General features: G+C 43.3%; 24 protein-coding genes and 1 tRNA gene. 12 read left to right on the top strand and 13 right to left on the bottom strand.

From position 1 onward, the window contains the following. Nucleotide 1: 1 nt before the first annotated feature. Genes ICE88_RS05000 through ICE88_RS05020 form a run of 5 tightly spaced genes read left to right on the top strand, consistent with a single transcriptional unit; the run spans nt 2 to nt 4,001 of the window. Nucleotides 2-754, top strand: coding sequence for an SURF1 family protein (locus ICE88_RS05000; protein WP_216250084.1), 753 nt, complete (start codon nt 2-4; stop codon nt 752-754). Continuing rightward, nucleotides 747-1,409, top strand: a complete 663-nt coding sequence (locus ICE88_RS05005; protein WP_216250095.1) for a hypothetical protein — start codon at nt 747-749, stop codon at nt 1,407-1,409. The genes ICE88_RS05000 and ICE88_RS05005 overlap by 8 nt, the downstream gene beginning before the upstream one ends. Next, on the top strand, nt 1,409-2,518 hold the full coding sequence (locus ICE88_RS05010) for a heme A synthase (RefSeq protein ID WP_216250098.1): 1,110 nt from the start codon (nt 1,409-1,411) through the stop codon (nt 2,516-2,518). Before ICE88_RS05005 ends, ICE88_RS05010 begins: the two co-directional genes overlap by 1 nt. Then, a complete protein-coding gene (cyoE, locus tag ICE88_RS05015) occupies nt 2,515-3,396 on the top strand; it encodes a heme o synthase (RefSeq protein ID WP_216250100.1) in 882 nt (293 codons plus the stop codon). The genes ICE88_RS05010 and cyoE overlap by 4 nt, the downstream gene beginning before the upstream one ends. Beyond that, nucleotides 3,393-4,001, top strand: a complete 609-nt coding sequence (locus ICE88_RS05020) for an SCO family protein (RefSeq protein WP_216250102.1) — start codon at nt 3,393-3,395, stop codon at nt 3,999-4,001. The genes cyoE and ICE88_RS05020 overlap by 4 nt, the downstream gene beginning before the upstream one ends. 37 nt (nt 4,002-4,038) lie before the next feature. Here the strand turns inward: ICE88_RS05020 and rpoH are convergent, their stop codons facing one another. Further along, nucleotides 4,039-4,899, bottom strand: a complete 861-nt coding sequence (gene rpoH, locus ICE88_RS05025; RefSeq protein ID WP_255535220.1) for an RNA polymerase sigma factor RpoH — start codon at nt 4,897-4,899, stop codon at nt 4,039-4,041. 71 nt (nt 4,900-4,970) lie between these two features. After that, on the bottom strand, nt 4,971-5,864 hold the full coding sequence (ftsY, locus tag ICE88_RS05030) for a signal recognition particle-docking protein FtsY (RefSeq protein WP_216250104.1): 894 nt from the start codon (nt 5,862-5,864) through the stop codon (nt 4,971-4,973). Between the two features lie 21 nt (nt 5,865-5,885). Here ftsY and ICE88_RS05035 point away from each other — a divergent pair, with 21 nt between their 5' ends. Genes ICE88_RS05035 through ICE88_RS05055 form a run of 5 tightly spaced genes read left to right on the top strand, consistent with a single transcriptional unit; the run spans nt 5,886 to nt 9,987 of the window. Next, a complete protein-coding gene (locus ICE88_RS05035) occupies nt 5,886-7,295 on the top strand; it encodes a pitrilysin family protein (RefSeq protein ID WP_216250106.1) in 1,410 nt (469 codons plus the stop codon). A 1-nt stretch (nt 7,296) separates the two neighbouring features. Beyond that, nucleotides 7,297-8,616, top strand: a complete 1,320-nt coding sequence (locus ICE88_RS05040) for a pitrilysin family protein (protein WP_216250108.1) — start codon at nt 7,297-7,299, stop codon at nt 8,614-8,616. Then, nucleotides 8,613-9,212, top strand: coding sequence for a 16S rRNA (guanine(966)-N(2))-methyltransferase RsmD (gene rsmD / locus ICE88_RS05045; RefSeq protein ID WP_216250109.1), 600 nt, complete (start codon nt 8,613-8,615; stop codon nt 9,210-9,212). The genes ICE88_RS05040 and rsmD overlap by 4 nt, the downstream gene beginning before the upstream one ends. 24 nt (nt 9,213-9,236) lie before the next feature. Continuing rightward, a complete protein-coding gene (gene coaD, locus ICE88_RS05050) occupies nt 9,237-9,710 on the top strand; it encodes a pantetheine-phosphate adenylyltransferase (RefSeq protein ID WP_216250110.1) in 474 nt (157 codons plus the stop codon). Between the two features lie 22 nt (nt 9,711-9,732). After that, nucleotides 9,733-9,987: a YfhL family 4Fe-4S dicluster ferredoxin gene (locus ICE88_RS05055; RefSeq protein ID WP_216250112.1), complete on the top strand. Its 255-nt coding sequence runs from the start codon at nt 9,733-9,735 to the stop codon at nt 9,985-9,987. On the opposite strand, the gene pth is transcribed toward ICE88_RS05055, so the two are convergent. The 6 genes from pth to ICE88_RS05085 form a co-directional block, all read right to left on the bottom strand. Beyond that, a complete protein-coding gene (pth, locus tag ICE88_RS05060) occupies nt 9,988-10,578 on the bottom strand; it encodes an aminoacyl-tRNA hydrolase (protein ID WP_216250113.1) in 591 nt (196 codons plus the stop codon). Between the two features lie 72 nt (nt 10,579-10,650). After that, nucleotides 10,651-11,298 carry a 50S ribosomal protein L25/general stress protein Ctc gene (locus tag ICE88_RS05065; protein ID WP_216250114.1) on the bottom strand — a complete coding sequence of 216 codons (648 nt, stop codon included), beginning with the start codon at nt 11,296-11,298 and terminating at the stop codon, nt 10,651-10,653. 100 nt (nt 11,299-11,398) lie between these two features. Continuing rightward, a complete protein-coding gene (locus ICE88_RS05070) occupies nt 11,399-12,355 on the bottom strand; it encodes a ribose-phosphate pyrophosphokinase (RefSeq protein WP_216251878.1) in 957 nt (318 codons plus the stop codon). Nucleotides 12,356-12,414: 59 nt separating this feature from the next. Further along, nucleotides 12,415-12,491, bottom strand: a tRNA-Gln gene (locus tag ICE88_RS05075). A gap of 13 nt (nt 12,492-12,504) precedes the next feature. Continuing rightward, nucleotides 12,505-13,377 carry a 4-(cytidine 5'-diphospho)-2-C-methyl-D-erythritol kinase gene (gene ispE / locus ICE88_RS05080; protein WP_370624431.1) on the bottom strand — a complete coding sequence of 291 codons (873 nt, stop codon included), beginning with the start codon at nt 13,375-13,377 and terminating at the stop codon, nt 12,505-12,507. Beyond that, nucleotides 13,358-14,716, bottom strand: coding sequence for an outer membrane lipoprotein LolB (locus ICE88_RS05085; protein WP_216250115.1), 1,359 nt, complete (start codon nt 14,714-14,716; stop codon nt 13,358-13,360). Before ICE88_RS05085 ends, ispE begins: the two co-directional genes overlap by 20 nt. 131 nt (nt 14,717-14,847) lie before the next feature. Here ICE88_RS05085 and mutM point away from each other — a divergent pair, with 131 nt between their 5' ends. Next, complete coding sequence (mutM, locus tag ICE88_RS05090; protein ID WP_216250119.1) at nt 14,848-15,684, top strand: bifunctional DNA-formamidopyrimidine glycosylase/DNA-(apurinic or apyrimidinic site) lyase; 837 nt, start codon at nt 14,848-14,850, stop codon at nt 15,682-15,684. Beyond that, nucleotides 15,684-16,727, top strand: a complete 1,044-nt coding sequence (gene mutY / locus ICE88_RS05095; RefSeq protein WP_216250121.1) for an A/G-specific adenine glycosylase — start codon at nt 15,684-15,686, stop codon at nt 16,725-16,727. The genes mutM and mutY overlap by 1 nt, the downstream gene beginning before the upstream one ends. On the opposite strand, the gene rapZ is transcribed toward mutY, so the two are convergent. From rapZ to rpoN, 5 genes are read right to left on the bottom strand one after another with little or no spacing between them, the layout of a single operon-like run. Further along, the gene (rapZ, locus tag ICE88_RS05100) at nt 16,672-17,577 is read right to left on the bottom strand and encodes an RNase adapter RapZ (RefSeq protein WP_216250123.1); all 906 of its coding nucleotides are present in this window, start codon (nt 17,575-17,577) and stop codon (nt 16,672-16,674) included. The genes mutY and rapZ overlap by 56 nt on opposite strands. Before the next feature lies 1 nt (nt 17,578). After that, nucleotides 17,579-18,562 (bottom strand): HPr(Ser) kinase/phosphatase, encoded by a 984-nt coding sequence (hprK, locus tag ICE88_RS05105; protein WP_216250124.1) that lies wholly within the window; start codon nt 18,560-18,562, stop codon nt 17,579-17,581. 4 nt (nt 18,563-18,566) lie between these two features. Continuing rightward, complete coding sequence (locus ICE88_RS05110; RefSeq protein ID WP_216250125.1) at nt 18,567-19,019, bottom strand: PTS sugar transporter subunit IIA; 453 nt, start codon at nt 19,017-19,019, stop codon at nt 18,567-18,569. A gap of 38 nt (nt 19,020-19,057) precedes the next feature. Further along, the gene (gene hpf / locus ICE88_RS05115; RefSeq protein WP_216250126.1) at nt 19,058-19,384 is read right to left on the bottom strand and encodes a ribosome hibernation-promoting factor, HPF/YfiA family; all 327 of its coding nucleotides are present in this window, start codon (nt 19,382-19,384) and stop codon (nt 19,058-19,060) included. A gap of 10 nt (nt 19,385-19,394) precedes the next feature. After that, complete coding sequence (gene rpoN, locus ICE88_RS05120) at nt 19,395-20,771, bottom strand: RNA polymerase factor sigma-54 (RefSeq protein WP_216250127.1); 1,377 nt, start codon at nt 20,769-20,771, stop codon at nt 19,395-19,397. Nucleotides 20,772-20,812: the final 41 nt, after the last annotated feature.

A 20,812-nucleotide genomic window follows, 5' to 3' on the forward strand; every position in this document is an offset into this window, starting at 1 on the left:
TATGTTGAGAAGATTAGTTTTATCGCGTCCGATTGCAACAGCTGCAACCATGATTGTTTGTTCAGTGGGATTGTCTTTGGGTTTTTGGCAATTGGATCGGATGCAGCAAAAATTAATGCTTGCAGCAGATATAGCTAAAAAAGAAGAGTCTCGCCCTTTGTTGGCGAATGATAAAGATTGGCAATTGAGTGAAGTTAAGCACCACAGAATGATAGCTAGAGGCGTTTATTTGGAAGATCAATCTGTGTGGCTAGAGAATAGACCGCACCCTCAAGGAAGAGATCCTAAGACAGGTATTTCCACAGGCTTTTTAGTGATGACTCCTTTGAAACTAGATGGTAGTCAGAGAGTGTTGTGGATTAACCGCGGCTGGGCTCCACGTGACGGCATGAATCGAGAGGCATTACCAAAGATCAGTACGCCATCAGGACCAGTTCAAGTAGAAGGTTTGGCGTTTGAGTATCCTTCACGCGTCATGAGCATGGGTACTCAAGGTTCGTCAGCAGAAAGTCAAAAAATTCAGCAAAATCTTGATATTCAAAAACAATCAAAGTATTTGGGTTTCGATTATTTACCTTTTGTTTTGAGGGAAGTTGCAGCAGCCAATGATGATGGTTTACAAAGAGATTGGCCGTCGATGACAACTGGTGTTGAAAAACATCAGGGATACGCATTTCAGTGGTTTGCACTGACCGTTTTTGCACTTTTATTTTGGTTAATTACAGGTATCTTAAGGAAGAAAATTGATGAATAAAGACAGTGATTTAAATCCACTGATTCCAGCTTCGGAGGGCCAGAGCATTGATGCGGCCACCAAGCGTGGACGTATTCAGATGATCTTGTTGTTTTTGGTATGCGCTGCTCCAGTCATTGTTTCTTATTTCACTTTTTATGTGATCAAGCCAGCGGGCGGTAATACAAAAATTGGAGAGCTAGTTTATCCAGTCCAAAGTGCGCCAGTAGATTCAATTGATGCACCACTGCAAGGAAAGTGGACCATGTTGATTGCGCGCCCAAGCGCGGAGTGCAAGGTTGGCAATGATCAGTGCGTTAACTTACTGTATTTAATGCGACAGGTACGCATTGCCATGGGTCGAGAGAGTCAGAGGGTGCAATTGGTTTGGTTGGTGACCGATCAAGGTGATATTGATCCTGAGATTGCTAAGGCCTATGACCAAGAGGTAGCAGGATTTACTTTTGTGAGGATGCCAAAAGATCCAGCTAAAAAGAATGAAGTTGAAAAATGGCTTGAATTGGATGGAAAAAAATCAGCGATTCATTTATTGGATCCACGTGCTGACAGAATGATGCGGTTTGCAACTGATAAAGAAGTTCCTGACTTTAAAAAGACATCCAAGGATTTAGAAAAATTATTGAAGTGGAATGCCACGGGTAAGGCTACACAATAATGAGCTTGATTGCCTGGATACAGTTGTTATTGATTGGTGCCGCTATTGGCGCAGTCTTGTTACTGATCATGTGGTGGAAATTCAAGCAATTTAGCTTTCATCGCTTGGTTTTATTAACGGTATTTTTCACCTTTGATTTAATTTTGTTTGGCGCCTTTACTCGTTTAACAGACTCAGGCTTGGGCTGTCCAGATTGGCCTGGATGTTATGGTGTATCAAATCCAATTGCAGCCTTAGCCCAGATACGAGAAGCTGAAAGTTTGATGCCAACTGGTCCAGTAACACTAAGTAAAGCATGGATAGAAATGTTGCATCGTTACTTTGCTATGGGTGTTGGCTTTTTAATCATCATCTTGGTTGTTTGGTCTTGGATGAAGAAGCAGGCCATTGGAGCAAAGATCAGCAGAACATCCATCGGCATTTTGATCTTGGTATGTGTTCAAGGTGCATTTGGTGCATGGACTGTGACGCTCAAGTTGCAACCAGTGATTGTGACGATTCATTTGATGCTGGGCTTAACTTTGTTGGCCGCATTGACCTACTTATCAAGTTTGAGTTCTCGTTTGCACGCAAATGCAGATTTGAGGCCAGTTAGAACTGATGTGCCATTTAAGAAAATTGCCTGGATTGTTTTAGCCATTTTGATTCTGCAGATTTTCTTGGGTGGTTGGGTCAGTACCAATTACGCCGTTTTAGCTTGCGATGATTTTCCCTTGTGTCATGGCGCATGGTATCCAGAGATGAATTTCTCCGAAGGGTTCTCTTTGTGGCGTGAGCTTGGTAAGGCCGCCGACGGAGATCACTTAAGTATTGAAGCCTTGAAAGCGATTCATTGGACTCATCGGGTGGGTGCAATTTTTGCAGTGCTGGCGGTTTTTTACTTGGCCTCTAAGTTATGGCTTGTTTCAAAAACTAATTCAACATCTACAATCAAGTTTTGGGCAACAGCATTATTTGGCCTAGGTCTTTTGCAAGTGATTACTGGCATGAGCAATATTATTTTGGATTGGCCATTGCTAGCAGCTGTCTTGCACACCGGCGGTGCTGCTGCGATGGTATTTGTGATGATCAGAGTTGTTAACATTGATCATGAAAGGCTTTCTTCATGACTCAAGCTAATTTAGCGCCAATGAAAAAATGGCAACAGTACTGGGCTTTGACCAAGCCCAGGGTGACACAGCTCGCTGTTTTTTGCGCGATCATCGGTATGTTTTTGGCAACACCTGGAATGGTTCCTTGGTCTGTATTGATTGGCGGTTCTATTGGTATTTGGTTATTGGCTGGCGCGGCCTTTGCCGTGAATTGTTTGGTCGAGCAAAAGCTTGATGCCAAGATGAGAAGAACTGCTTGGCGACCTTCAGCCACTGGCGAGCTTGGTCAAAAACAAATCATAGTATTTGCATTGGTGATAGGTTTGGCTGGCATGGTACTGCTATGGAATTTTGCCAATCCATTGACCATGTGGGCAACGCTCATCACTTTTGTTGGCTATGCAATTATTTACACTTTGTTACTCAAGCCAGCAACGCCACAGAATATTGTGATTGGTGGCTTGTCTGGAGCTATGCCGCCAGCTTTGGGATGGGCGGCTGTGGCCAATGATTTACCTGCTGAGGCTTGGTTATTGGTCTTAATCATCTTTACTTGGACGCCACCGCATTTCTGGGCATTGGCTTTATATCGTCGTGAAGATTACAAACAATCTGGCTTGCCAATGTTGCCTGTCACGCATGGTGAAAGATTCACGCTCTTGCACATTTTGCTCTACACCTTGGTTTTGATTGCAGCCACAATCCTGCCATTTATTTACAAGATGAGCGGTTATTTTTATTTGGTATCAGCTTTGGTATTGGGCGGGATGTTCTTGGCTTACGCCATTGCACTATTTAGAAATTATTCGGACGATCTTGCTAAACGAACGTTTAGATTTTCGATCATTTATCTTTCATTATTATTTGCAGCCCTTTTAATCGATCACTACCTATGACATTTCAAATACTTAACCAGCGCTTTTTTGCGCGCGCTTTACTGGCTGTCTTGACTGTCTTTGGTGTCATGGCCTGCTCTAATCAAAATATCAAATTTAACAATGTGGACATCACAGGTAGCAAGGCATTTGGTAAAGATTTTTCTTTGATTGACCATAACGGTAAAAGAAGACAGTTATCAGAGTTCAAAGGACAGTTGGTGGTGATGTTCTATGGTTACACACAGTGTCCAGATGTTTGCCCAACCACCATGACTGAAATGCAAGGTGTGATGGAGTTACTAGGTAAGGATGCTAGTCGTGTGCAGGTGATGTTTGTCACGGTTGATCCTGAGCGCGATACCCAAGAGTTGTTGTCTCAGTATGTTCCGGCTTTTGATAAACGCTTTTTGGGCTTAAGACCGCAATCAGCTGAAGAGTTAGAAAAAATCACCAAAGACTTCAAAGTTTTTTATAGCAAAGTGCCGGGCAAGAGCCCTACAAGCTACACCATTGATCACACAGCAGGCAGTTACGTTTTTGATACAAAGGGTCAGCTAAGATTATTTTTAAAGCATCAGCAGGGCCCTAAGCCTATTGCAGAAGATTTAAAAAAGTTACTTTGAAGTTCTGTTGAGTGAAGCAGTTGAGTTAAAAAATGATTTAGGCAGTTAATGCTAACTTCATTTTTTTCAACGCAGCAGCTTCTATTTGACGCACGCGCTCGGCGGAAATGTTGAATTCTGCAGCAAGATCATGCAAAGTGCTTCCGCCGGTTCCGTCATCCGTTACATCTAGCCAGCGCGAAGCCACAATCTTGCGACTGCGATCGTCTAAGCTTGCCAAGGCCTTTTCAATGCCTGGCCCTTGTAATTGACGTGCTTCTTCGCGTGCCAATACTTCAGAAGGCTCATAGCGATTGTCTGATAACCAGTTGATTGGAGCATAAGATTCATCATCTGATGAGTCTGCTTCAATGGCCACATCACCACCACTCAATCGTTTCTCCATTTCTCGCACATCTTCCTGACGAACATCCAGCGCTTTGGCAAGATGATCAATTTCAGATGGAGAAAGAGCATTCAAAGTTGGTTTGTTGCTGCGCAAGTTAAAGAATAATTTGCGATGAGCTTTGGTTGTGGCAATTTTCACCATTCTCCAATTGCGAAGAATGTATTCGTGAATTTCTGCTTTGATCCAATGAATTGAATAAGTCACTAAACGAGTGCCTTGTTCAGGGTCATATCGTTTTACTGCTTTCATGAGGCCAATATTGCCCTCTTGGATCAAGTCCGCATGAGGGATGCCATAGCCAAGGTATTGGCGAGCAATTGACACCACCAAACGAAGGTGTGACATCACCAATGTTTTGGCAGCGTCTAAATTTTCATGATCCCTGAATTCGCGGGCAAGGCGAATCTCGTCTGATGCGCTGAGCATGGGCAGACGATTAACGCTAGAAATGTAAGCATCAACACTGCCCACATTTAATTGCATTGGAATCATGGCATTCATATTAGTCATACCTCTATATTAGCACTCCTGACATTAGAGTGCTAATTTATGTATAACCATATGATTTATATAGAAATAAATTATTTTGGAATCAAGGATTTAGCGAATTCTGAGGCATTGAATGGCTTCAAATCAGACAGTTGTTCGCCTAGGCCAATCGCAAGAACGCTGGGGGGGTTATCCGATAGTTCTGAGGCAATCGCACACAAGATACCGCCTTTGGCTGTTCCATCAAGCTTAGTGACGATGATGCCAGTTAGATTAAGAGCCTCATGGAAGGCTTTGACCTGAGCCATTCCATTTTGACCAGTGTTGCCATCAATCACCAAAATGGTCTCGTGTGGAGCCGATTCTTGTGCCTTACCGATGACTCGTTTGACTTTTTTTAGCTCATCCATGAGGTGGGCTTGGGTCGATAGTCTGCCAGCGGTATCAATGATGACAATATCTTGTTGACGTGATTGACCGGCTTTGACTGCATCATGGGCAACCGCAGCTGAATCACCACTCTCTTGAGCGATGACAGCCACTTGGTTGCGTTCTCCCCAGGCGATCAGCTGCTCTCTAGCGGCGGCTCTAAAGGTGTCTCCTGCTCCTAATAAAACCTTGCGCCCAGTTTGCTGAAAATGATGACAAATTTTGCCAATGCTGGTTGTTTTGCCAGCCCCATTAACTCCCACGATGAGCCATACAGTGGGCTGCCCTGGATTAACAGGTAAAAATTCCAGTGGATTTTGGGGTCTTTCAAGTTTGCTTAAGAGTTTTTCTACCAATGTGGCTAGAATCATCTTGAGATCATCAGCAGATTCAGCTTTTTGATTTTTTGCTTCACGGCGAAGTTGACTGATCAGGGTTTGAGTGGCGCTCATGCCAACATCTCCCAATAGAAGTGCTTCTTCTAGGGATTCGTACCATTGTTCATCAACTTTTTGAAGATTAAATAGGTTTGATAAGGTTTTACGTAATCCGAACATGACCGATACAATTGATTAATTATGAGCATATTAACAACCCTGGCAGGTCGTGCGCTAACTTTTTGTGGTGCCGCAATTATTTCATTTAGCGCGTATGCACAAAATGCCCCCCAGAAAACTCTGAACACTCACGAGTTTCAGCTATCAAATGGGATGAAAGTGATTGTGCGCGAGGATCATCGTGCCCCAACCGTGGCACACATGATTTGGTATCGTGCGGGATCCATGGATGAGGTCAATGGCAAAACAGGTGTGGCTCATGTGCTAGAGCACATGATGTTCAAGGGCACCAAAAATTTAAAGCCAGGTGAGTTTTCTAAAAAAGTAGCCGCTGTTGGTGGTCGAGACAATGCATTTACCAGCAAAGACTATACGGCTTATTTTCAGCAAATTGAAAAAAGTCATTTACCTGCGATGATGGCCTTAGAAGCTGATCGCATGCAAAACCTGCAAATCGATAAAGAAGAATTTGCAAAAGAAATTCAAGTGGTGATGGAAGAGCGCCGCTTGAGAACGGACGATCAATCGCAAGCCATTGTTTATGAGCAATTGATGGCTACTGCATTTACCAACAGCCCATACCGTCACCCGATCATTGGTTGGATGGATGATTTAAAAAATATGACTTACCTCGATGCGCTTGAGTGGTATCAAGACTGGTATGCCCCTAATAATGCTGTATTGGTGGTAAGTGGTGATGTGCTTCCAGGTGATGTCAAAGCTTTGGCAGAAAAATACTACGGAGCTGTTCCTGCAAAAAAAATCAAGGAGAGAAAGCCTCAGATCGAAGTTCCTCAAATTGGCACGAGAAGAATTGTGGTGAAGGCACCTGCAGAAAATCCAGCAATTACTTTTGCTTGGAAAGCTCCAAAAATTGAGCCGAGTGATTTGAACGTGATTGATCCTTATGCTCTAAGTGTTTTATCTGCCATTTTGGATGGGCATGCAAACTCAAGATTAAATCGACAAATGGTGATAGATCAACGTTTGGCTGATAGTGTCGATGCTTCTTACGGAATGTCAGGTAGAGGCCCGCAGCTATTTTCAATTTCAGCAAGCCCTGCTAAAGGTAAAAGCCTTGTTCTCATTGAAGAAAAAATCAGAAAGATATTGGCAGACATCAAGGCCAATGGTGTGAGCAATGCTGAGTTAGATCGGGTTAAATCACAGCTAGTTTCATCTCAGATCTATAAACGTGATTCAATTTTTGCGCAGGCCATGGAAATTGCGATTGCAGAAATGAACGGTATTTCATGGAAATATTTGGACGATATGTTGCTCAATGTCCAGAAAGTTAAATCAGAAGATATTCAGAGAGTAGTTGAAAAATACCTCATTGATGATTCATTAACGGTCGCAACTTTAGATCCTCAAGCAATTCAAAAGAAACCCGCTGATGCGCAAGCCATGCCTTCAGGAATGAGGCACTAAGATGAAAAAAATACTAGCAACCATTGTTTTAAGTTTTGCCACAACGCTGACTCAAGCAAATGCAGTCATCAATCATTGGGTGCATAGCAGTGGCGCCTTGGTTTATTTGGTTGAAGCCAGAACCATACCGATGATTGATTTACAAATTGATTGGTATGCTGGTTCAGTCAATGATCCTAAAGAGAAGTTGGGGTTGGCTGCTATGACAGCAAGCCTGATTGATAAGGGTTCCATGGTTAATGGGCGCCTGATGTCTGAGACATCTGTATCTGATCGTTTGGCTGATCTTGGTGCAGGTTTAAGTTTCAGCGCTAGTGCTGAGCGCGCCAGTATGCGTTTACGCACCTTGAGCGATGAAAAGAAAAAAGCAGCCGCTATTGATTTGGCAAGTTCTGTGCTGAAGGCACCAGTGTTCGATTCTAGAATTCTTAAAAGAGAGCAGGAGCGGACTGTCTCAGCAATCAAAGAAGCTGACTTGAAACCTGAAACAAAGTTATCAAAAGAATTTGATCGTCAAATGTATGGTCAACATCCTTTTGCTGATTCGCCAACCATCAAAACAATTCAAGCCATCAAATCTGAGGACCTCAAGCGTTTTTATGCCTCGAGGTATGCTGCAAAAGGAAGCAAAATCACCGTTGTTGGTGATATTGGACGGGCTGAATTAGATCAACTGCTTGATCGACTGATGTCATCGATACCTAGAGAGATGAAAGAGCAGCAGCAAGTTCCTGATGTTTTGAAATTTGATAAAAATAAGCAAGCAAATTTAGTGATCAAAATTCCTCATGAGGCTCAGCAAGCTCATATCTCAATGGGAATGCCTGCAATCGCAAGAAAAGATCCAGACTACTTCCCTATGTTGGTAGGTAATTACATTTTGGGTGGCGGCGGTTTTGTTTCTCGTCTTGTGAAAGAGGTTCGCGAAAAAAGAGGCTTGGCTTATAGTGTCTATAGCTATGTCGCGCCAGGAAGACAGATTGGCCCATACGTGGCTGGCATGCAAACTCAAAAAGCCCAAGCTGATTTAGCAGTTGATGTGATGAAAAAAACCATTGGTGATTTCATTGCAAACGGACCAACTGATGAAGAACTTCAAGCTGCGAAAAATAATCTTGTGAATGGATTTCCTTTGAGGATTGATAGCAATCGCAAATTATTGGATAACGTCTCAAGTATTGCTTGGAACGATTTGCCTTTGGATACTCTGGATCAATGGACCAATGAACTGCGCAAAGTTACCAAGGAGCAGGTCATTGCAGCATTTAAAAAGAATTTGGATGTGAATCAGATGGTGACTGTGGTGGTTGGGGCTCCATGACACCTGGCAAGGTCAGAATCATTGGGGGCGCATGGCGTGGAAGATCAATCAAGGTGATTGATTCACCAGGCTTGAGGCCAACAGCAGATAGGACCAGAGAAACTTTGTTCAATTGTTTGGGTCAGCGCGTTGATGATTTGATATGTTTTGATATGTTTGCAGGAACTGGTGCATTAGGTTTTGAAGCTTTGTCTCGTGGCGCTCAAAAAGTCACCATGATTGATGCCTCTAAACAAGCATACGATGCATTAAAAGAAAACTATCAAAATTTAGCCAAGGATGGGTCTTTGGGTATTGCAGATTTCATCAAGGGTAGCGCCATCACAAGCGCTTCTAAGCAGCCAGATAATTCAATTGATATTTGCTTCATTGACCCTCCATTTTCAGAGGCAGGCTTGTTTATTGATGCCCTTAAGCAAGCGGTCAGGATTACCAAGAAAAATAGTGGTTCTGCCATTTATATTGAACACCCCAAAGAAATCAATCCTGAAAAATTATTGAAAGAAATTGCAGAATATGGTGATTTTTGGGAAATTCGTCGTACCATACGTTCCGGGGTGGCAATTGGTACTTTGATGGCCCCTAAAACAATATAAGTTGCTTAAGGTTGGGAGAGCACCATGACAGTCGCTGTATATCCAGGAACATTTGATCCCTTTACCAGGGGGCACGAAGATTTGGTTCGTCGCGCATCGTCTATTTTTGATGAAGTGGTTGTGGGTGTTGCTGATAGCAAGAATAAAAAACCAATTTTTTCTCTTGAAGAAAGAATTGAGATTTCTCGTGAAGTTTTAGGCCACTACACCAATGTGCGTGTTGAGGGCTTCAGTGGTTTGTTAAAAGATTTTGTCAGAAAGAACAATGCTCGTGTGATTGTTCGTGGTTTGAGAGCTGTTTCGGATTTTGAATATGAATTTCAAATGGCTGGTATGAATCGTTATTTATTGCCTGATGTTGAGACCTTGTTCTTGACGCCTTCAGATCAGTACCAATTTATTTCTGGAACATTTGTTCGAGAAATTGCTCTTCTGGGTGGTGACGTGAGCAAGTTTGTATTTCCTTCAGTAGAAAAATGGTTGGCCAAAAAGATTTAATGACATTATTTAGGGTATATCAATGGCACTGATGATTACGGACGAATGCATCAATTGTGATGTGTGTGAGCCTGAGTGCCCGAATGATGCAATCACCATGGGTTTGGAAATCTATGAGATTGATCACAATAAGTGCACTGAGTGCGTTGGTCACTACGATGTGCCTCAGTGTCGCCAAGTGTGTCCAGTGGACTGCATCCCGCTTCATCCTGAGCATGTGGAGAGCAAAGATCAGTTGATGCAAAAATACAAAAATCTCACTGGCAAAACCAGCTAGTTAAGTATTGCTGTGCAGCTCCATGGTGGCTGTACTCATGTCCTTCTTTGCAATCAGCGGCATGACTTTTAGAAAACAAGACATCGCTCGATCAATATCAATTTGCTCTTCAAGCCGTGGTTTTTTAAGAACGTAATCGGCCACATCTAAATTTCTTTTACCTTCTTCAGAGTCACGTGGATGACCAATGCCAAGTCTTAGGCGCCAGTAGTCATTGGTATTGAGGTGTGCGCTGATGTCTTTTAAACCATTGTGTCCACCCAAGCCCCCAGCCCACTTTAGGCGCGCAACGCCAGGCTTTAAGTCAAGCTCATCGTGAACGATCAACATGGAGTCTGGATTGATTTTGTGAAAGCGACACAAGGCAGCCACAGCTTGACCGCTGCGATTCATAAAGGTTGAAGGCTTTAATAGGTAAGCGTCTTCAGCGCCTAATTTAATTTTAGCGATTTGCCCAAAAAATTTAGGGTCATCTTGCCAGTTTCCTTGGTGCAGGCGTGCGATTTCATCCAGCAACCAAAAGCCAGCATTGTGCCGATCTTTTTCGTGTTTGGTGCCAGGATTGCCAAGGCCAACAATTAATTTGAACATAACGCTACTTTAGTCTATTTTTGGGGCGAAAAAAAACCCGCGCAGCGCGGGTTTTTCATCAGGTTGAAAAGATTACTTCTTTTCTTCCTTTGGTTCTTTAGCAGTTGTTGCAACAGGTGCTGCTGGAGCAACTGGAGCTTCTGTAGTTTCTGCCTTAACGGTTGGAATGCGAGCATTCGCAACCACTGGGTTTTCAACTTCTAAGTGAGACACTAGTGAAAGACCTTTTGGTAATGCAATGTCTTTAACGTGAACTGAGTGACCAACTTCAATCTTGCTCAAATCAACTTGAATGAATTCTGGTAAGTCTGCAGGTAAGCAAACTACTTCGATTTCAGTTGCAATGTGGCTGATCAACGCGCCGCCTAATTTAACAGCAGGGGCAATTTCAGCATTCACGAAGTGCAAAGGCACTTTCACGTGAATCTTCTTGTTGATGTCTACACGTTGGAAGTCAATGTGCAAAACCAATGGTTTGAAAGGGTGCATTTGATAGTTACGCAAAAGAGCTTTTTGAGTCTTTCCTGCAACTTCAATGTCTAAAATTGATGAGTGAAATGCTTCTTTACGCAAAGCGTGAAAAAGTGCATTGTGATCTAGCTCTACAGCTTGAGGGGCTTCAGTACCACCATAAATAATGCCGGGTGTTTTTCCAGCATTGCGCAGGCGGCGGCTCGCACCCGTTCCCTGTACGCTACGTTCGTAAGCGACAACTTTCATATGAACTCCAAATAATTAAAAAATAAAGGCTTTTCTGTTCGCGACCAAACAGGAAAGCCCTCTATTCTATCGTAAAAAGCTTGATTCTTAGGGGAATATATTAAGAATCAGCAAATAGTGACATCACAGAATCACCGGTGCTGATGCGAGAGAGTGTCTCAGCCAGCAATGGCGCTGTAGATAAAACTCTGATTTTATTGAGTTTTTTAGCTTCATCATTGAGTGGAATGGTATCAGTGACAACCACCTCATCCAAAGCGGATTCAGCGATACGACCAACAGCACCACCTGATAGAACTGGGTGGGTACAGTAGGCCACCACGCTCTTAGCGCCACGCTCTTTGAGAACTTGGGCTGCCTTGCAAAGCGTACCGCCTGTATCGATCATGTCATCCATGATGACGCAGTGACGGCCTTCAACTTCACCGATCACGTGCATCACTTCAGAAACGTTGGCTTTTGGACGGCGTTTATCGATGATGGCTAAGTCGCAACCCAATTGTTTGGCCAGGGCTCTTGCTCGAACAACGCCGCCAACGTCTGGAGACACCACCAATAAATCTGGGCTCTTTTTCGTTTGAAGATCGGTCAAAAGGATTGGTGAGGCGTAAATGTTATCAACCGGGATATCAAAAAATCCCTGAATTTGGTCAGCATGCAAATCCATGGTCAAAACACGGTCAACACCGGCAACTTGTTGGAGCATGTTTGCTACTAAGCGAGCAGAGATCGCTACGCGGGCAGATCTAGGTCTTCTATCTTGACGTGCATAGCCGAAGTAAGGAATCACTGCGGTAATTCTGCCTGCAGATGCACGCTTCAATGCATCAACCATGATCATCAACTCCATCAGGTTGTCATTGGCAGGGGCGCAGGTTGATTGAAGAACCACCACATGTTTGCCACGAACGTTTTCTTGAATTTCTACTTGAATTTCACCGTCTGAAAAGCGACCAACTTCAGCTTTTCCAAGAGGAATCTTTAAGTGATCAGTCACGGCCTTGGCCAAAGCAGGATTGGCGTTGCCAGTGAAAACCATCATGGTTTCATGTTGCATAGGTTCTTTTGTCATATTTGGTGTTTTATGAATGAGTAGTTAGATTATGCGACAAGTTTTGGCAGGGGAAGAAGGATTCGAACCTTCGCATGCCGGAATCAAAATCCGGTGCCTTAACCAACTTGGCGACTCCCCTCTCGCATCTACTCCTATGAACTTGGATTGTATGACGGATGCCTTGTTAGACCCCGAACCACAAAACCGATCCATTGATTAGGTAGCTGACTCAGTAAATGATTGGCTAAATCAGTTTCAAGAGCAACAAACACGCTGCTACCTGATCCTGACATCCTTGGGCTCGATTGAGGAGCCTGTTGGCGAAGCCAGTTTAATACTGCTGCAACTTCCTGATACTTTTGAATCACAACCTCTTCACAATCGTTATTGCCAAATTGTTCAAGATTGGGTGAATCAATAAAGTCTGAGATTGTAACGGTTGGGTGATTTCTCGTCAAATTTGGGTCTTTGAAGACATCTACAGTTGGTATGTGAACCTTCGGATAAATCAATAAAAAACAGGACTTTGGAAGGCTTACGGCTTGAAGAAGCTCGCCTATACCTTCAACAAAAGCATTTTCACCAAATAAGAAAAAGGGCACATCAGCTCCCAGTTTGACCCCTAATTGCATCAATTCCTGGCGGCTTAATTTCAGATTCCATAATTCATTCAGACCCCAGAGTGTTGCTGCCGCATCAGATGATCCGCCACCAAGACCTGCACCCATCGGAATCCGCTTTTCAACTTGAATGGTGCAGCCTTGGTTTGTATGGGTATATTCCTGAAGTAGTTTGGCGGCTCGAACAACCAGATCTTCTTCGGGAGGTACGTTTGGGGCGCCTGTTGGACGATGCACGAGTCCATCAGCCGAAGCAGTCAGATAAATATCATCATGAAGATCAATCAACTGAAAAACAGATTGCAATAAGTGATATCCGTCTTTTCTTTGTCCAACAATGTGAAGAAAGCGGTTTATTTTTGCTGGAGCCTTGATATGAAATGCGTTAGTCATCAAGCTCTTCAAAAATTATTTTTATCTCAATCAGACCGGCCGTTGATTTTCTCGCAAGGTCTAGTTTTTTTATTTGATTTTTTTCAGTCCACAGAAATGTCATGGTCCAGCCATCTTGAATGATTTTTTGAGCCCTTAGTCGTTCGTCTCTTTCAATGCTGGCCGGCGCACCAACTCTTGCCTCACCGTTTAACCATTTTGATAAACCTCTTGCTGGCAAAGGCAGTCCTGTATAGCTTTGTAACAATGCATCAGCATCATGCGCTTCAAAAATCTTGTCACCATCCTCTAACTTTGCACCTGAAGCATTGATGGTGATTTTTGCCATGGCGCCACCCATCGGGTTTCTGATATCTAAGATATCCGTTTGAGCTTCATGACTCAGGGTGAATGCGCCACTGCCACCATTTTTAGAATCTTTGCCGCTGACTTTAACCGCAAAGCGACCATCCCATAATTGAGGAGATTTTTTTGACGAGCTTGGGACTCTGTCTGGCCAAAGTCTGGCCATGGTGTCTTTTAAGGTTTTATTGTTGGCATCCAATGTTTCGGCTTTTCTCCAGACGGTATCTGCACCTTGACGGTCTTGATTGGACCAAAGAACTTCGCCCAAGTGAGCGCCGATTTCTGCTTCAGGCTTGGTTTCAAAGGCTTTGTTTAACTGCTCAATCGCAAGATTCTTGTTGCCCAAGCGAAAGTTAGCCCATGCAAGGCTATCCAAGATATACATATCATTGGGTGCCAACTGATGGGCTTTTTTCAAAAGGGTGACAGCTTCACCAAGCTTAATGCCCCGATCGGCGAAGGAGTAACCCAAGGCATTGAGTGCATTTTTTTCATCAGGCTTTTTTTGAATAATTCTGCGCAATGTTTTTTCCATCGCATCATAATTTTTTGCCTTCTCAGCACCCAGTGAGTATGTATAAAGAATATCTATGTCGTTGATTTGAGCAATGGGTGCTTGAAGTATGTTGAAGAATGCTATGAGACTGGCTTCTTCATCTTGAGCCCTGGCTAAAAGCGGGCGCCAAGAGTTAATTAACTTTTCTTTGGCAGCGATGATTTTTAATTGGCTCAATTGCAATTGAGCTGGTTTGACACTTTCAGCCCATCGTTGATTCAACATAAAAAGAGTTGTTAAGATTTCTTTGGCATCTTTAGGGTTGATTTCATCCCAAAGCTTTGCGGCGTCTAAAGCCAATTCTGGAGAATTACCGGCAATCGCTATTTCCATCGCTCTTTGAGCCAGCGGGCCGTCTCGAAGAGAGCGGGCCATGCTCATATAGGTTTGGTAGGCAGTGGATGCTTCACCGCGTTGCAAGCTGATTTCTGATGCCAAGATTTGAAACATTTGCTCTGCCGAAAGGCCTTTGGCCGGAGCGGACCATGCCTGGAGGCTGGTTGTGGCAAAGATAATGCTGAGCAAAAATTTAAGTTTTATTGTCATAAGCACATTCTAATCTCACCGCCTACAATTGGCATATGCCTGAATTGCCAGAAGTTGAAGTTACCAAACAGGGGGTAGAGCCCCATGTTGTCGGTAAAACTGTGACAAGTGTTGCCATTTACGATGGTCGCTTGCGTTGGCCTGTGCCTGAGAATTTAAACAAATTGCTGTTAGGTAAAAAACTTACGCAAATTAAACGACGTGGCAAATACTTGTTATTCAGAATGGAAGATGGGTATTTGTTGATTCATCTGGGCATGACCGGTGTTCTCAGGGTGGCAAATCCAAAAGATGAATTAAAAAAACACGATCGCGTTGAAATTGGCTTTGGCAAAAAATTACTGCGCTTACATGACCCCAGAAAATTTGGCGCTGTCTTGTGGGCGGCTGATGAGGATGGTGAAATCGAACGCCACCCACTGATTGCTAAATTAGGTGTTGAGCCATTCTCAGATGATTTTTCTGATGAGAAGGCAGGCCCGCATTTATTCGCACATGCAAAAGGCCGACAAATTTCTATCAAGCAATGGTTGCTGGCTGGCCAGGCAGTGGTTGGCGTCGGCAATATTTATTGTTCAGAGAGTCTATTTTTAGCAGGCATTCATCCTGAAATGCCAGCGGGAAAGCTATCTAAGCCGAGAGCATCGATGTTGGCATCAGCGATTAAAGATACATTGAGTCGGGCGATCAAGGCAGGTGGAAGCACCTTGAAAGATTTTGTGAACAGCGACGGTAATCCTGGGCACTTCATGTTGCAAACCAAAGTTTATGATCGATTTGGGTTGCCGTGCCTTAAGTGCAAAACACCCATCAAACAAATAGTTCAAGGACAGCGGTCGACTTACTTCTGTTCGAAATGTCAGAAAAAGTAATGAAATTTTCAGAAGTAAAAAACTTCACGCAAGATTTGATTGATTGGCAAAAAAAATCAGGTCGTCATGATTTGCCTTGGCAAAAAAATAGAACTGCTTACCGTGTTTGGTTGTCAGAAATCATGTTGCAACAAACTCAAGTTTCAACGGTGTTGAATCGTTATGATGAGTTTTTAAAAATATTCCCAAGCGTTGAGCGTTTGGGTGCTGCAACAGTCGATGAAGTTTTGGCGCAATGGAGTGGTATGGGGTATTACACGCGTGCCAGAAATTTACATCGGTGTGCGCAATCCGTGATGACTGATCATGATGGGGTCTTTCCAAGTGATCCGAAAATATTAGAGTCTTTGCCAGGCATTGGCAGATCAACAGCTGCTGCCATTGCGGTCTTTGCGTATGGCAAAAGAGCTGCCATATTGGATGGAAATGTCAAAAGGGTGTTGGCCAGAATTTGGGGGTATGACCAAGACTTAAGCAAGGCTCTGCACGCGAATCAATTGTGGGCTCACGCGGAAAGTTTATTGCCTCACAAAAAGTCTGATCTGATTGCTTATACGCAAGGGCTGATGGATTTCGGTGCTACGCACTGCACCCAATATCAGCCAGCATGTATCGACCCGCAAAATGGCTTATGTCCATTCAAGAAGTCATGTGTTGCGTATTTAAATGAACGAATCAATCAAATTCCTTTGAAAGTTAAAAAAGTCAAAGTTGAAAAAATTGATATGACTTGGTGGGTGATGATTCATCAAAATAAAGTCTTATTGGAAAAAAGGCCTGAAAAAGGAATTTGGGCAGGCTTGTGGTGTTTTCCAGAGAGCCAAGAGCTAGCAAAAGAACCATCTCAAGTAATGCCTGCTTTTAAGCACGTGCTCACACACCGACAGATGACCATCAAGCCCATCAAAGTACATCTAAAGAAGCGTATTCGTTTACAGGAGAATCAACAGTGGTTCGCACTGAATGATGTTGCTGGCTTGGGTTTACCTAAGCCGATGTCTCTTTTTTTAAAGAATTTAGATCTAGTTCGCGATGGCGAATGAGTAAGTGAAGATCATCTTCAGCAAGCGCTTGAGATTTCTTTTTGAAATAATCAAATAAGCAATTCACCAAATAAACCGAGCGATGTTGTCCGCCTGTGCAGCCGATAGCAATGGTTAAATAACTTCTTCTATCGGCTTGATACTTTGGTAGCCAGGTTTCAATAAAGCGACGTATATCGTCACCCATCGCTTGAACTTCAGGATGCTCTCTCAAGAAGTTAGCCACTTCAGGATCATTGCCGGTCAATGGTCTTAATTGTGGATCGTAGTGTGGGTTTGGTAGGCAGCGAACATCAAATACCAAATCTGCATCTCTTGGAACACCATGTTTGAATCCAAATGACTCAAATAAAATGGTTAAACCTGGACGTTCATCTTTTAAGAGATCTTGTATCCAAGATCTGAGGGTGTGGGCTTTGATATGGCTGGTATCAATGTTGTGTGCAGTCTCTGCAAGATCGGCCAAAAGTAAACGCTCTTTTTCGATGGCATCAATCAATGCAACCTGAGGGGTTCTGTTGTCATCAGGTTTTGATAGGGGATGTCTTCTGCGTGTTTCTGAGAAGCGTTGTACCAGGGTTTCTGTGTTTGAATTTAAAAACAAAACTCGCACATCATGGTTTTGCTGGAGTTGTTCAATGATGGCTGGAAGTTCTTTGATGGACTGTCCGCGACGTGCATCCACAGCAACGGCGATCTTTTCTCTGCCTTGTTTGCTGAGTGACTGAACTAAATCATGGATGAAATCGACGGGTAAGTTGTCTACACAATCATATCCGGCATCTTCTAGGGCATTCAAGGCAACTGATTTGCCTGAGCCAGAGATTCCGGTGATGATGAAGACACGCATATTAAATGAGACGACTTTGATTTTTATTTGAGTCTTCAGATGCCATTAACTGACGCTGGCGTTCCATGAATTCTTTTAATGTGTCAATGCCACGCAATTGCAAGATGGTGTTGCGCACAGCAGCTTCGACTAGCACCGCTAAGTTTCGACCGGCTGCCACTTGAATTTTTACACTGCGAATCGGAAAGCCAAGAACATCGATTGACTGACCATCAATTGGTAATCTTTCAAATTCACCATCATTTCTTCGAACCAATTGAACAATGAGTCTTAACTTCATTCTGCGTCGAACAGCTGTTTCACCGAAAATAGTGCGAATGTCTAAAAGACCAAGACCGCGCACTTCTAGAAGGTCTCTTAAGATTGGCGGGCATCGGCCCTCGATGTAATCCGGACCTAGTCGGGCAAAGTCAACGGCATCATCAGCAACCAAGCCGTGACCTCTTGAAATAAGTTCTAAACCTAATTCACTTTTACCTAAGCCTGAGTCACCTGTGATTAAAACACCCATACCCAAGATGTCCATGAAAACGCCATGCATTGTGACGCGCGGTGCGCCAACTTTGGTCAGGTATAAACGCAAGCGGTCAATAACTTCTGCGGCTGAGGTGGTAGATTTAAATAAAGGCGTTGATGATCTTTGGCAATAAAGTACCAAGTCATCATGTGGCTCGCATCCATCGGCAACGATTAAGCACGGTGGTTTTAAAGATATCAACCCGGCAAGTTCACGTTTGCGATTTTCAGGATCTAATTTTTCGTAATAGTTAATTTCTGGAACACCAAAAACTTGCATTCGGTCTGGGTGAATAAGATTCAAGTGACCAACAAGATCTGATGATGAAGAAGCAAGTTTGACTGCCTCAGAGCTGAAGCTGTTGTCTGCGCCTTCAAGGCCTGCAATCCAGCTTAACTTCAACTCAGAAATATTGTCATCAAAGAGCGTTTGTGCGGTGACGCTGGCTAAATTGAGTGGCTGGGTCATTTGATTAATTCCAGGCGGTCAGTAATTGATAAATATTATCAGCACTGGGCTCTGTGAGGAGAATGTTTTTATTATTGTTGTCTGAGATTGTTTGAGCTACTTTTGCAAGAATATCTAGGTGAGCTTGAGTTGCAGCCTCAGGAACAAGCATGATGACCAGGGCTTTCACTGGTTGCTTATCGCTTGCATGAAAGTGGATGCTTTCTTTTAATCGTACAAAACCAATATGAGCTTGTTCAAGCAACTTCACTCTGCCATGAGGAATTGCAATGCCATTACCTAAGGCGGTTGAACCAAGGGCTTCACGTTCTTCTAAACAAGCTATGACTGAATCTGCTGGAATGCCGTGGTTTTTTTCAAAGAGTTGTGCAACGAAAATAAATAACTCTTCACGAGAAGAAACCTCAATATCTAAGGAGATATTGTTGGGGGTGATGAGTTGGGCCAAGGCGTTCATGTGTGCAGTGCATTATAAGATTGCCTTGGCCTATTTAATCAAGTGTTTTTCAAGGTTTGATGGTGATGATCTTGAACTTTTTCCTTGTGCTTGAGTACTTGTCTGTCGAGTTTGTCTACGACTAAGTCCATGGCGTGATACATATCGCCATTGTGGGCCTCGGCAAAGAGGTCTTTACCTTTCAAGTGCAGCGTGATTTCTGCGTGATTTCTTAAATCCTTCTCTTTTTCATTATTAATAGACAAAGTGACCGTGATGTTCTGTACTTGGTCGAAATGGCCGCTGATTTTTTTTAATTTATCTTCTAAGTGCGAGCGCATCGCAGGGGTAATTTCGACGTGATGACCCAAGATTTTTATATTCATCTATTGCTCCCTATTGTTTTCTACGCAAATGAACGGCAGGGATGCGCAGAGATTCCCTGTATTTAGCAATTGTTCGTCTAGCCACCACAAATCCTTTTGAAGCCAGCAGATCAACGATTTGAGTGTCTGAGAGGGGTTTTTCTTTATTTTCCTCGGCAACAGCTTGTTTGATCAAAGTTCTGATGGCTGTTGAAGATACGGAGCCGCCTGTATCGGTGGATATTTGGCTGCCAAAAAAGTACTTGAACTCAAAACAGCCAGCAGGAGTGGCCATGTATTTTTGAGTGGTTACGCGAGAGACTGTGGATTCATGCATGCCAATCGTGTCTGCAATTTCCCTCAAAACCAATGGTCGCATAGCGATCGGCCCATGATTGAAGAAGTTTTGCTGTCTATCCACGATTGCTTTTGCAACTTTTAAGATGGTGTCACTTCTTTGTAGCACATTTTTAACCAGCCATCTAGCTTCTTGTAGTTTTTGCTGTAAACCATCCATGCCTTCTTTGCCACGATTATCTTTGATGACCTTTGCATATTCTTCGTGCAGGCTTATTTTTGGGGCTGCGGCAGGGTTCAGGGCGACTGTCCACTGTCCTTTATGGTTTTTAACGATGACATCAGGAATCAGCGTTGAATCAACGTGGATATCAAATTCTGATGCAGGGTTATGTTTTAAAGTTTTGATTAATTGAATACTGTCCTGAAGATCTTCATCGTCTACTTTTAAAAGTTTCTTAATTCTGGCCAAGTCTTTGTTGGCCAAAATATCAAGATAGTCACTGCATATCTTGTGAGCAATTTTCCATGCCACAGTTAATTTATTGTCAGCGGTAAAGTTTTCTAATTGCAGGCGCAGGCACTCAGCCAAATCTCTGGCGCCAACACCTGCTGGCTCCAATTGTTGCAATCTGATCAAGGCTCTTTTGGCTTGCTCAAGAGCGCTGCCATCTTCTGGGTCCATATGTGTTGCGAGCTCTTCTGCTAAATCTTCCAGTTCAATATCCAAGTAGCCGTGTTCATCAAGGTTTCCGGCAATAAAACCCATGAGGGATTTTTCTTCGGGGCTGATGCGTAGAAGCTTGATTTGAGCTATCAATGAATCAAGCAGGGATTCTGGCAAGCTAACTCTTGATAGGCGATCATCGTCTTCATCGCTGAATTGATTACCCCTTGATGCTCCAAGGCTGCGATGTGAAAAATGTTCTAAGGGCTCTTTATCTGAAAAGCTGGTTTCAGATTCGTAGTTAATCAGTGGATTCTGTTCAGCCGCCTGAATCAGCTCTTGCTCAAGCTCCATGGCTGAAAGCTGCAATAGCTTGATTGATTGTTGCAGTTGAGGCGTTAAGGCCAGATTTTGTGAGAATCTGAGCTGAAGAGATGCTTTCATGTTACGGTCATTTTAGACCGTCATTGCTGTATTGGTACGTT

The sequence above is a fragment of the Polynucleobacter sp. AM-26B4 genome (assembly GCF_018882285.1).
Taxonomy (GTDB): Bacteria; Pseudomonadota; Gammaproteobacteria; order Burkholderiales; family Burkholderiaceae; genus Polynucleobacter.